Raw genomic sequence first — 12,750 nt, forward strand, 5'->3', positions numbered from 1 at the left:
TCTTCCTTAATAATCCTTGGTTGTTGCACCGAGGATTTCTTAGTGGTTTTGTTACAACTGAAAAAAAGCAGGACAAAGTTTATTGCGACTAAAAATGCTAAAACTAGCGTAATTGTAAGAATCATATTAGTCTAATCGTTTGGTTAATAGCTTCGATTTGGTTAAACAAATGTAATTAAAAAATTGAATTATAGAAAGTTATGAACAAAAAGTGTAAGAAACCATGCCAAAACCATTAACACTATTTAACGCTTTTTATCGATTATTACTGATGTTAAGCGGTTTTTGATTAGCTAGAATAAAATAAAGAAAATACTAAAAAAAGAGTTAGATAGTGTAAGTTAAACTCTCGTAATCAGCTGTTTTATTGATAATTTTTAAATCAAAAAGTTCGTTTTGAACCATTTGTAATGTTGGTCTATCAATAATCTCTTGCGACCATTCGGTAAGCGACAACCACTCTCTAACATCTTGTATATCCTGTTCGTATCTATTGGAAATTGTTCTGTCAATACTTGGAATATTTTTAAAGTCGTTTGTGGTATTGTTTATAATGTCTAGAATAGTTTCTAATTCTTTCTTATTGTTTTTGATAAACTCATTTCGCACCGCGATAACAAAGCAAGGCCATGGTGTAGGACAATTACCAATATGTCTAAAAATACCATCATCAACTATAGGTTTTGTTGTAAAGCGTTCCCACATAAAATAATCTGCTCTCTGTTCTGTTAGGGCTCTAATAGCACCATCTAAGTTTTGAACAACTTCAAAGTTTAAATCTTGATTTAAGTCCCAACCGTTATTTTTGGCATTTATATAAGCCATAAGGTGTGAGCCAGAGCCATATCTGCTTATGGCCGCCTTTTGGCCAGGAAGATCTTCTACTACTTCATACTTAGAATCAGCTGCTACATGGATGCCCCAAATTAAAGGAGAGCTCACAAAGGTTTGAACAATCTTAGATGGGTTGCCCTCAATAATGTCCTTTACAATACCTTCTGTGAGTATCACCGCCATATCAATATCGCCATTTCTTAAAGCCTTGCACATAGCACCTGTACCACCAAAATAATCGTACCATCTTAGGTTGATGTCTTTAGATTTATATTCTCCATTTTTTAAGGTGAGATACCACGCTAAATTGAAATGTTCTGGCACGCCACCAATAGAAACTTTTTTCATGTTTAATTGTCCGAAGTAATTATTTTAAATATTAACAATGCGCTCCAAGGTATATAAAATGAGTTTTTCGACTGTTTTTTTAGGGTCTTTACTAAAGTCTCCATTAGCCCGATTGGCTATTATCGCATTAAGGGAGAGTGCCTCATGACCTAGCAACTTTGAAAGGCCATAAATAACGGAGGTTTCCATTTCAAAATTAGTTATTCTGAAACCATTATGCTCAAAGCTATCTAGTTTAGAATTGAGCTCTGGGTCAAATAAGGGTAGTCTTAGAACTCTACCCTGAGGTCCATAAAAACCACCAGCAGTTCCCGTCATTCCATGAAAAACTTTATCACTATCAAAATACTTTTCAAGGTATGTACTGTTTTCAATGATTATTGGTCTTGCCTTGTTTTTATCCCAGTCTGTATGTGCAATAAAGGCATCTTCAATTTCTGGATTACTAATTCCTTTAATCTGATAGAAATGAAGCATTCCATTGACATCAAGCCCATGAGTACTCATCACAAAAGAATCTATTGGAATGTCAGCTTGTAAAGAGCCAGAAGTACCAACCCTTATGATATTTAGACTTGTTAAATAGGTTTTAGGTTGCCTTGTTTTTAAATCTATATTTACAAGTGCATCCAGCTCATTAAGTACAATATCAATATTGTCTGGTCCTATACCGGTTGAAATCACAGTTATCCTACGGTCTTTATAGTAGCCTGTTTGAGTTTTAAACTCGCGTTTTTGAGTGCTGAATTCTATACTCTCAAAATGCTTTGTGATCTTCTCTACACGGTCTTGGTCCCCTACAAAAATAATGGTGTCAGAAATGTGCTCTGGCCTAAGATTTAGATGATAAACACTACCATCTGGGTTAAGTATTAATTCTGAATCTTTAATCTGCATGAGACACGGTTTTTATGAGTTTATTTTCGTCTACACTGAACTGGTAGTCCAACCGATTAACACCACCAAAGACCATATCATTCTTTATTTCACTGGCATAGTTGTAGTTTCTTAGGATTGCTTCATGGCCTTTCCTATTTAGAGTAATTCGGTTTTCATCTTCTTCAAAAAAGATGTTCAAGTGATTTATAATACGCTGCAGTTGTAAATCACCATACCCATAATATCCTTGATAGTTGAGACTGTAACCTAACAGGTGATTTATGGATTTTATGTCATTATTCTTAACTAATTTTAAAATGTTGTATTCTATTGCGCTTAAACCACTTTGTTGGTCGGGAAATCGTTTTAGATGTGCTTTAAGGCAGTTGCTTAAATACTTAAAACTAGATTTAGTAACGATATAAGGCTTAAGGATATTGTGGTCTTTGCCGCAGTAGGTTCGCCATAAAGCTACGGCTAATTCTTTATCCGAATCTGTTATCCTTATTTTATTACGATAATGATTTTCTAGCTGCTCCGCTGTAAGCTCTGATAGTCCTTTAAGATTTTTTTCTCCTTTTACACGTCCGCTACAAATGTGATATATAGGTAAATGAATTTCCTTCTGGTGCAAAAGATTAAGAACTCCTAAAAGATTGATATGGCAGAATAAATCATACTCAAACCACAGATTTATTTCATCATAATTTTCTATATCATCTAATTTTGATAACTCACTTTTTAGGGCTTTAAAATCATATTCTATATCATAATATGCCTTTAGAAATGACGCTCTTATCTGAAAAAACTCTTCTGAATCTATTTTTGGAATAGTAGGTCCTTCACATAACATTTCTTGCCAAGTAAGAATCTCATCCTTGAAACCAAGCTCTCTTAAATAATTTGTGAGACTATCTCCATTGGTAATATGTAAGATTTTATTTGCCATTATTTAACCACCTACACGCTTAACCTTAAATCCCTTTTCTTTTAGCATTGTCATAATCCGGTCCCTGTAATCACCTTGTATGATAATTTTATCATCTTTAAAACTACCACCAACACTAAGTTTGGTTTTTAATTCTTTTGCTAGTTGCTTAAAATCGCTTATAGCTCCGTTGTAACCCTCTATTATTGTTGTGGGCTTCCCTTTTCTTTTTTCGTATGTACAAATCAATGGTTCCTCTTGAATCCATAAATCTTTTTCTTGGGATGGAGCATCATCAGATTCCTTAGGAACATGCTCCGGAAATAGTTGGCTCAACTGATCTTTTAAATCCATTAATTATTAGATAAAAATTACTTTTTAATTAAACCAAGTTCAATAAGTCTTTCGTTAAGAAATTCTCCCGCTGTGATATCGTCAAATTGTTTTGGATGGTTTTTATCTACACAGCTATCTAAGACATCTAATTTCATTTCGCTGATTGGGTGCATAAAAAAAGGAATCGAATATCGAGATGTACCCCAAAGTTCTCTTGGTGGATTAACCACGCGGTGTATGGTAGATTTTAATTTATTGTTGGTGTGTCTAGACAACATATCTCCAACATTGATCATTAATTCATCAGGCTCTGCAATAGCATCAATCCATTGGCCGTCATGCCGTTGGACTTGAAGCCCTCTTCCTTGGGCACCCATAAGTAAAGTAATGAGATTAATGTCGCCATGTGCTGCCGCTCTGACGGCATCTTTAGGCTCTTCTAGTATTGGTGGATAATGAATAGGCCTCAAAATAGAATTGCCATTGTGTATATAGGCATCAAAGTAAGTTTCTTCAAGTCCTAAATGTAGCGCTAGTGCACGCAAAACGTATTTAGCAGTTCTCTCAAGCATTTTGTAAGCTTCCTTACCTACCTCATTAAATTGAGGCAACTCTTTAACAACGATATTTTCTGGATACTCTTTTTTGCGCTCTGCATCATCCTCTACATATTGCCCAAAGTGCCAGAATTCTTTTAAATCACCTTCTTTTTTTCCTTTGGCGCTTTCTTTGCCAAATGAGACATAGCCCCTTTGACCCCCAATTCCTTCGATTTCATAACCTTGTTTTGTGCTAACTGGTAAATCGAAGAAATTTTTTACTTCAGAATAGAGTTTGTCAACAAGGGCGTCATCCAAAAAATGTCCCTTTAGAGCCACAAATCCAATATCCTCATAAGCTTTACCTATGTTATTGATGAAGTTTTGCTTTCTAGTAGGGTCGTTAGAAATGAAATCGGCTAAATCTACACTAGGTATTCTCTCCATGGAATGTCATTATTATTAATTGTAATATACAAATCTAACCAAAAAATGTACTAAATAATAATGTTTAGGACGATGATAAATTATCAACAATTGATAAGATTATACCATTTTTGTTACTTTTGGAAAGACTCAATAATCTGTGTATGCCAACAATAACGAAAAGTAATATTGATTACGATAAACGGAATCTAAGCGACAAGTCGCTTTTGCAATTGTATTATAACATGCTTAAGCCTAGGTTGATTGAGGAAAAGATGCTCATTTTGCTAAGGCAAGGAAAGATTTCTAAATGGTTTTCTGGTATTGGGCAAGAAGCTATATCCGTTGGAGTTACCATGGCGCTTAAACCTAACGAGTATATTTTACCTATGCACAGGAATCTCGGCGTGTTTACCACAAGGGATATCCCTTTGCACCGTTTATTCTGCCAATGGCAAGGAAAAGCAAGCGGATTCACAAAGGGGAGGGACAGGTCTTTTCATTTTGGGACCCAAGATTATAATATCGTTGGTATGATTTCTCATTTAGGTCCTCAACTTGGAGTTGCAGATGGGATAGCACTGGCTAACCTTTTGAAAAAAAATGGTAAAGTTACAGCGGTATTCACAGGAGAAGGAGCGACTAGTGAAGGAGATTTTCATGAGGCACTAAACGTAGCTGCAGTATGGCAGCTACCTGTGATTTTTTGCATCGAAAATAATGGTTATGGCCTTTCAACCCCAACAAATGAGCAATACCGTTGCAAGCATCTTGCAGATAAAGGTAAGGGTTATGGCATAGAATCTTTTATTTTAGACGGTAACAACATCATAGAAACATATACCAAAGTAAAAAAGCTTGCCGAAAGCATAAGAAAGCGACCTAGGCCAATTTTAATTGAATTCAAGACCTTTAGAAGGCGAGGGCATGAAGAAGCCAGTGGTACCAAATATGTACCAAAAGAATTAATGGCATTCTGGGAGGCAAAAGATCCCATAGAAAATTTTAGAAGTTACCTCTACAGCAAGCAAATATTAACTGCCGAAATTGATGACTCTTACCACAATACTCTTAAGGCTGAAATAGAGGATGGTCTTAGTTCGGCCTATGCCGAGTCACCAATAGTGTCATCTGAAAGTGAAGAATTAAGTGATGTTTATAAATCGTATGATTATCAAGATTATACACCAAATAAAGATAAAAAAGAATTACGACTTATTGATGCTATTTCAGAAGGTTTGAAACAGTCTTTAGAGAAGCATGAAAATTTAGTGATTATGGGTCAAGATATTGCCGAATATGGTGGTGTCTTTAAAATAACCGAGGGTTTTGTTGATGTATTTGGTAAAGATCGCATACGCAATACACCTATCTGCGAATCGGCCATAGTGGAGGCAGGTATGGGATTATCCATCGCAGGCATGAAGGCGGTTGTAGAAATGCAATTTTCGGATTTTGTAACTTCAGGCTTTAATCCTATTGTAAATTATTTAGCTAAAGTTCACTACCGATGGGGACAAAATGCAGATGTTGTTGTGAGAATGCCTTGTGGAGCAGGTGTCGCAGCAGGGCCATTTCACTCCCAAACTAATGAGGCCTGGTTCACAAAAACACCTGGTCTAAAAGTGGTTTACCCTGCATTTCCTTTTGATGCTAAAGGATTGTTGGCAACAGCCGTAAATGACCCTAATCCTGTAATGTTTTTTGAGCATAAGGCCCTTTATAGAAGTATTAGACAAAATGTACCTATCAATTACTACACCTTGCCTTTTGGAAAAGGAGCTTTATTAAAAGAAGGTGAAACCATTAGTATTATAACTTATGGAGCAGGTGTGCATTGGGCTTTAGAAACTTTAGAGAAACATCCAGATATCGATGCAGATCTTTTGGATTTGAGGACCTTGCAACCTTTGGACAAGGAATCCATATTAAATTCGGTTAAAAAAACAGGGAAGGTCATTATTTTGCAAGAAGATTCCTTGTTTGGTGGTATAGCCAGTGATATTTCGGCTATGATAATGGAGGAGTGTTTTGAATTTTTAGACGCACCGGTAAGGCGAGTTGCAAGTATAGAAACACCAATTCCTTTTGCTTCTCAATTGGAAGACCAGTATCTGTCAAGACAGAAATTTGAAAAAGCTCTACTTGAATTATTTAACTATTAGAATTTATCAAGTCGTAATTTTTCGCCACATTTTGTACTTCATCCAAAACACGTAATAGATTACCAGACCATAACTTTTCAATCTGTTCTTCAGTGTATCCTCGGCGCACAAGTTCCAGCGTAACATTAAGCGTCTCTGAAGCATCCGACCACCCTTCGATTCCGCCACCGCCGTCAAAGTCACTACTTATACCAACATGGTCAATACCTATTGTTTTTACTAAATAATCAATATGGTCTACAAAGTCTGAAACATTTACTTCTGGAGGGAAACCCTCCATATTGCTAATTTTAGTTCTTGCCAACGTATTTATTTTTTGCAGATAACCACTGTCTATTATTGAATCGCGTTTTTGCTTGTCAATATTCCGTAGTTCACGTCTTGAATAATAGGTTACACCCATGGAATCTGCTATGCTTTTACTAATTTCCTTGGTCTTTTTAGAACGGGCTATACTTTTTTCCTCACTAACATAAGATTTAAATGCCACAGTCTGGATTACACCACGATTATCTTTTAACCACTGCAACTGTTCATCGTCTAAATTACGACTGTGGTTGCATAAGGCACGAGCAGAAGAATGCGATGCTATGATAGGCGCTTTAGTTAATTCAATCATTTGGCGCATAGCTTCTTTTGATGGGTGTGATACGTCTATCATCATACCAACACGGTTCATTTCCTTGATGACTTCTTTACCAAAATCACTTAAACCATTGTGCAGCCATACCCCGTCTGATTCACCTGTATTACTATCGCAAAGTTGACTGTGACCATTATGGGATAAAGACATATAGCGCGCTCCCTTATCATAGAATTTTTTAACATTGCTAAGATTTAATCCTATGGGGTAACCATTTTCAATACCTATCATCGCTACTTTTTTGCCTTTGGCTTGTAGGCGCCTCACATCTTCTGACGTGGTTGCTAATTCAATTTTACCTGGTGCGTACTCATTTACTAATCTGTGAATTGCATCGAACTTGGATATAGCATTATCATATGCTTTTTCAAAACCTTCAACCGTTAAAGAATCCTGACCGGTATATACTATGAACCAAACCACATCTAGGCCGCCCTCTATCATTTTAGGCAAGTTTACCTGAGTATCTAGTCGTTGTGTGTAATTTATAGAGTCTGTAAAGTTCTTTACATTAATATCGCAATGGGTATCCAATGTAATGACACGTTTGTGAATGTTCTTAGCGTAAGTAATAAGCTCTTCATCGGTTTTGGGTTTATCTGGTTTACAGCTAGATAAAAGTATAGTTAATACAAAAAGAGGTATTGTGATTTTTAGTGTCATCAGTTAATATTTATAGTTAGATGGCTAAGAAATAATTCTTTAAATATCATTCTTGTTAGAGAAGAATAACAGCAAATTACGAATACTAAAATATAAATTGTTCAAAAAAACAAAAAACCAATACGACTCCGTATTGGTTTTCTATTTTTCTGCAATTTTCATTACTTGATGTTTTCTAAGTCATCATCTAAACTATTAGATGTATTGACAATTCTAGACAAGGCTTTCATAACTGTTTGATTTAATGATTGATGTTAATTCGGATTGTTTACCTATAGCGTCTCTTTTTATTCCAAACGGAAGTTTTAGTATCCGCAAAATCGCTTGTTAATTGATTGTTGTTTAAAGTTCTCATGATTTTTCGTTTTTTAATTGATTACACTATATAGACGATAGAACTTTACAATTGTTACAGTACTTTGTATAACATAATAGTAATTTAACAGATTTTAACGCTCTTTATATTGCAAATAGGAGCATATCAATGAAATAGTTTAAAACCCTTATAACCGTTTAGTTGTTCTATTGAGATGTATTGGGGTTAACTTCATATACCCTTATAGGATAATTTTGTGTAATAACCTGCATTTCGGCCTTATCGAGTTGGCCTAATGATTTATTAAAACGATTTATGGCATAGGCCTGCCTAATAGCATTGTAGGCTTTTGCAATTTGGTCTTGGACTTCTATATAGGCTTTATAAGACGTAAGTGAATCAAAATTTAGAAATATTACCGCCTTTTTGGGATGCTCAGAATACTTAGGAAATTGTTTTCCTTGACAATAGTCGCATTGTGATAGCCCGTTATTGTCTATAAAACTTTTCACAATCTTAGGCACATCATTGAGTTTAACAGATGAATTAGAGATTAGGATTTCATCTTTATAATTTAACGAAATCTCTAATAAATTTCTGTCCTTGATATCTAATTCACAAGTTTTAGGGTCTTCACAATAGGGAGGAAGCTGTCTCAATATTCCTTTTTCTGCTGAAATTGTTGTACTCACTAAGAAGAAAATTAGCAAAAGAAAGGCAATGTCTGCCATCGAACCTGTATTGACCGACACAGGTTGCCTTCTAAATGTTTTCATAATAAAAATTCTTAAAATGTTAATATAATTACAGACGCAATAACAATACCAATGTTGTTAAAGGTTATTAACATTGTCTTAGATAAACCCTTACTATGTGTTATTTTTGCAAAATTAATGTTTTCAAATGCCAATGACTACAGAGACCTTAAATACCAAAGTTTCAGATAAACAACTTTATGACTATCAGCTAAAGGACCTCAATCGCATCTTTGATGTTATGGCTGAGGAACCAGATGATTTTAATCTTTTGTACCAACTTCCAACAGGAGGAGGTAAAACCGTTATTTTTTCTGAAATCGTTAGGCGTTATATTAAAGATCACAATAAAAAGGTAGTTATTCTTACACATAGAATAGAATTGTGCAAGCAAACGTCAAACGTATTAACTGGATTTAAGGTTAATAACAAAGTCATTAACAGTAAAGTAAAGCAACTCCCAGACCAAGACGAATACCAATGTTTTGTTGCTATGGTAGAAACATTGAACAATAGGCTTTCTGATAACGATTTTGAGCTAAAAAATATAGGTCTTGTGATTATTGATGAAGCGCACTACAATTCATTTAGAAAACTATTTAAATTCTTTGAATCTTGTTTTATCCTTGGAGTCACAGCTACGCCGCTTAGTAGCAATATAAAACTTCCAATGAAGGATAATTATAAAAAGTTAATCGTTGGTGATGATATTGCAACACTAATTAAAAATGGATTTTTGGCAAAAGCCGATTTATATCATTACGATGTGGGTTTAACCTCGTTAAAGATTGGAATTAACGGTGATTATACCGTAAAGTCCTCTGAGGCTCTATATACCAATATGTTGATGCAGTCTAAATTACTAACTGCTTATGAAGAGTTAGCAAAAGGTAAGAAGACCTTAATCTTTAATAATGGGATTTATACGTCAAAAGAGGTTTATTACACCTTTAAAAAGGCAGGATATGAAATTAAACATCTAGACAATACAGCGAGTAAAGAAGAGCGAAAAGACACGTTAAAGTGGTTTAAAAACACCCCAGATGCCATTTTAACGTCTGTAAGTATCCTTACTACAGGATTTGACGAGCCATCTGTAGAGGCAATAGTCTTAAATAGAGCAACAAGGTCTTTAACCCTTTACTTTCAAATGATAGGAAGAGGAAGTCGTACCTATAAGGATAGAAGAACTTTTCAGGTTATTGATTTGGGTAATAACATTGCACGTTTTGGGCCATGGGACCAGCCCGTTAATTGGCAACATATTTTCAAGTACCCAGATATGTATCTTGAGAATATTGTTGATGACGAATCCATTGAACGCGAATTTGTTTATCATATGCCAGAAGAGATTAAGGCAAAGTTCAGCAAATCAGAATCCATCGACTTTGATATAAAGGCAGAATATAAAGACGTTATAAATTCAGGAAAAAAATCCTTTACCGTCATTGAACGATCTATTGCCCAGCATTCTCAAATGTGTATTGAAAACAGTGAAGATGTATATGATGCAAGGGACCTGGTCAAATTATTACAAGATGACATCGCGTATCGTATAAAACAGTACAGTTATTGTATTATGAATAGTACCGACAACTACAAAGATTGGTTATTCGAAGAATATAATCGTAAACTGCGTATTAGTTTCAACGGTAAGTTTTAACTTTTTTTTGCACGGAAATACAATTTTAAACGTTTATTTTGATTAAGGTATAATTATTGCTATAATAAGTTAAAAAGTGACATTAAAATTGTGAGATACTTCACTTTAATACTATTCTTTCTGTTCTCAGGTTATTCAACCATGGCTGTGGCTCAGGTTACGGAAAAGGAAAAAAAGTCCATTAGAATACCTGCGGAGCCCTCTAAAAAGAAAAAAGATTCTAGTCTTATAAAAGCAAAGGTGGCACCAATTTTAAAAAAGGAGGATAGCAAGACTGGGGAATCCAAGAATCAACCAAAAAAGTTTATTTTAAAAGAAACTGAAAAGCCGTTCTCTATGATTGAGGATGACGGATTAAAGAGTCCAAGCGAGATTTTTGAAGAACGCTGGAAAAAGGAGGCTGTAAAAGGGGGGTACGTACGTGCCATGTCTGATCAGTTTCTAGGTGAGCACAGAGTTGATACCAAATTTGTAAATATAGTATGCAGGGACCATGAGTATCCAGACGGAGATAGGGTTATGGTTATTGTTAATGGAGAAGTTGTTAAACGAAGCTTACTTTTGACGAGTAGTTATCGACGTGTTGAAGTTAATCTTATTGAAGGCAGAAATATTGTGGATATCGTTGCGCTCAATCAAGGAGAATCTGGTCCAAATACAGCAGAGTTTGTTATTTATGACGATAAAGGTGGTGTGGTATCGTCAAAAGAATGGAACCTTTTAACAGGTGTGAAAGCGAGAATAATTTTTGTAAATGAAAAGATGACTATTAAGTCTAAAAATGAAACTACTGAAACAAGTAATGAACAAACCGCTAATAATAAATAGCTTTTACTTCGCCAGGTTGCATGCTATCTAATTCATAAATACCAACCCTTACGCGTACCAAACGCAGTGTGGGAAATCCTATTTTTGCTGTCATTTTCCGCACTTGTCTAAATTTTCCTTCCGTCAAGATAATTGAAATCCATGATGTAGGGCCATGTCTTTCATGGCGTACATGTCGTTTAAAGATATGAGATGTATCCTTTAAAATTGAAACTTTGCAAGGCTTAGTTTTATAAGGCATCCCATTGACAGTAATGTCAATCCCTTGCTTTAAAACTTCAATATCTTTATTTGCAATGAGGCCATCAACCATAACGTGGTATTCTTTTTCAATCCCAGCATTTGTAATGAAATGGCTAAATTTTCCATCAGTGGTTAACAGTAATAAGCCTTCAGATTTTTCGTCTAAACGGCCAACTGCCATGGTACCCTTCGGGAAATGGTGAAACTCACCTAGCAATTTCTTGTTCTTTCTTTGACCTTGATTGTAAACAAATTGACTGAGGTAGCCGTACGGTTTATACAATTTAAAATAGAAATCTTCTACCACCAAACTACAAATATTAAACGGATTTTATTCTTATTATCCCTAACCCAAATTAAAGGTGAACGTTTGGAGTCTAGTTCCTTCCTAATAAGAGATTTAGCTGCTTCATAATTAAGCCAGTGTACATCAATATTTGGAACAAGTAGCCACTCTAATTTCGAAGGTATGAAAAAACTATATGCCTCAAAATTTATAAGTTGATTTAATCTAAGATATTCACCAACCACACAGCTTGGATTTAAAGCGCTGTTAATTTCAAATTTTGAATTATAAGGTATAAACAGCTTAGCCTTAAAAAGAACATTTTGTTTAATTGTCTTGTGGAAAATATCAAGAGATTCTAATATGTTCTTGGTGGCTTCATTTTGTAAAAGAGGTAATTGCCGAGATTTTAGTTTGTTTAGTTTATGTAATAACCTATCATTTCTGTTAGGTCCTATCCAATTTGCAAGACTTGAATCCTCTCTAATATCTGGGTCGTATAAATAGTATTTATACACAATTTCTAAATGAATGGGCATACCTTCTAAAAGAAAAAGGCTATCCAACTCACCAATAGTAAGTTTGTCCTTTTCAATTTGAATACCAGAGCCAAGTACTTCTACATTTTCTAAGGTATTAAGTTGAAACAAAACAAACTCCTCAACCCATTTACCAAGCCTTAGATTTTTTCCATTTTTGAAAGATGTAAAAGTACATTGCGTATTTAAGTCAATTGGCAGTTGCTCCAAGTTCCAAATGTCGTTTCCGTGCCATAGTTGCGATGATAGTTGATATCCTTGAAACATCTTATTTAAGGTATGCTTGTCAGTCATAACAACTAATTTTTTCGCAAATTCTTTATAATTATTAAGAAGCTAACTTTTATCATGTTTTTTCT

General features: G+C 34.9%; 12 protein-coding genes. 3 read left to right on the forward strand and 9 right to left on the reverse strand.

Annotated features, from left to right (window positions below; translation table 11 throughout):
• Positions 1 to 327 precede the first annotated feature (327 nt).
• From J4050_RS13610 to J4050_RS13630, 5 genes are read right to left on the reverse strand one after another with little or no spacing between them, the layout of a single operon-like run.
• Positions 328 to 1,182, reverse strand: a complete 855-nt coding sequence (locus J4050_RS13610; protein ID WP_208155143.1) for a substrate-binding domain-containing protein — start codon at positions 1,180 to 1,182, stop codon at positions 328 to 330.
• A gap of 24 nt (positions 1,183 to 1,206) precedes the next feature.
• Positions 1,207 to 2,079, reverse strand: a complete 873-nt coding sequence (locus J4050_RS13615; RefSeq protein ID WP_208155144.1) for a nucleoside phosphorylase — start codon at positions 2,077 to 2,079, stop codon at positions 1,207 to 1,209.
• Positions 2,069 to 3,010 carry a DUF1835 domain-containing protein gene (locus J4050_RS13620; protein WP_208155145.1) on the reverse strand — a complete coding sequence of 314 codons (942 nt, stop codon included), beginning with the start codon at positions 3,008 to 3,010 and terminating at the stop codon, positions 2,069 to 2,071. Before J4050_RS13620 ends, J4050_RS13615 begins: the two co-directional genes overlap by 11 nt.
• A 3-nt stretch (positions 3,011 to 3,013) precedes the next feature.
• Complete coding sequence (locus J4050_RS13625) at positions 3,014 to 3,343, reverse strand: translation initiation factor (RefSeq protein ID WP_208155146.1); 330 nt, start codon at positions 3,341 to 3,343, stop codon at positions 3,014 to 3,016.
• Between the two features lie 17 nt (positions 3,344 to 3,360).
• On the reverse strand, positions 3,361 to 4,311 hold the full coding sequence (locus tag J4050_RS13630) for an isopenicillin N synthase family dioxygenase (RefSeq protein ID WP_208155147.1): 951 nt from the start codon (positions 4,309 to 4,311) through the stop codon (positions 3,361 to 3,363).
• A 143-nt stretch (positions 4,312 to 4,454) separates the two neighbouring features.
• On the opposite strand from J4050_RS13630, the gene J4050_RS13635 reads away from it, so the two are divergent.
• A complete protein-coding gene (locus J4050_RS13635; RefSeq protein WP_208155148.1) occupies positions 4,455 to 6,455 on the forward strand; it encodes an alpha-ketoacid dehydrogenase subunit alpha/beta in 2,001 nt (666 codons plus the stop codon).
• Here J4050_RS13635 and J4050_RS13640 read toward each other — a convergent pair.
• Together J4050_RS13640 and J4050_RS13645 are read right to left on the reverse strand one after the other, a co-directional pair.
• Positions 6,445 to 7,761: a dipeptidase gene (locus J4050_RS13640; RefSeq protein WP_208155149.1), complete on the reverse strand. Its 1,317-nt coding sequence runs from the start codon at positions 7,759 to 7,761 to the stop codon at positions 6,445 to 6,447. The genes J4050_RS13635 and J4050_RS13640 overlap by 11 nt on opposite strands.
• 522 nt (positions 7,762 to 8,283) lie before the next feature.
• Positions 8,284 to 8,853: an ExbD/TolR family protein gene (locus J4050_RS13645; protein WP_208155150.1), complete on the reverse strand. Its 570-nt coding sequence runs from the start codon at positions 8,851 to 8,853 to the stop codon at positions 8,284 to 8,286.
• 133 nt (positions 8,854 to 8,986) lie between these two features.
• Here J4050_RS13645 and J4050_RS13650 point away from each other — a divergent pair, with 133 nt between their 5' ends.
• Positions 8,987 to 10,495: a DEAD/DEAH box helicase gene (locus tag J4050_RS13650; RefSeq protein ID WP_438874717.1), complete on the forward strand. Its 1,509-nt coding sequence runs from the start codon at positions 8,987 to 8,989 to the stop codon at positions 10,493 to 10,495.
• Between the two features lie 90 nt (positions 10,496 to 10,585).
• A complete protein-coding gene (locus J4050_RS13655; RefSeq protein WP_208155152.1) occupies positions 10,586 to 11,323 on the forward strand; it encodes a hypothetical protein in 738 nt (245 codons plus the stop codon).
• Here J4050_RS13655 and J4050_RS13660 read toward each other — a convergent pair.
• On the reverse strand, positions 11,310 to 11,849 hold the full coding sequence (locus tag J4050_RS13660; protein ID WP_347879121.1) for a pseudouridine synthase: 540 nt from the start codon (positions 11,847 to 11,849) through the stop codon (positions 11,310 to 11,312). The genes J4050_RS13655 and J4050_RS13660 overlap by 14 nt on opposite strands.
• 17 nt (positions 11,850 to 11,866) lie before the next feature.
• Positions 11,867 to 12,685, reverse strand: coding sequence for a DUF1853 family protein (locus J4050_RS13665; RefSeq protein WP_208155153.1), 819 nt, complete (start codon positions 12,683 to 12,685; stop codon positions 11,867 to 11,869).
• Between the last annotated feature and the right edge of the window lie 65 nt (positions 12,686 to 12,750).

Origin of the sequence: Winogradskyella pelagia, from assembly GCF_017581965.1 — a bacterium.
Taxonomy (GTDB): Bacteria; Bacteroidota; Bacteroidia; order Flavobacteriales; family Flavobacteriaceae; genus Winogradskyella; species Winogradskyella pelagia.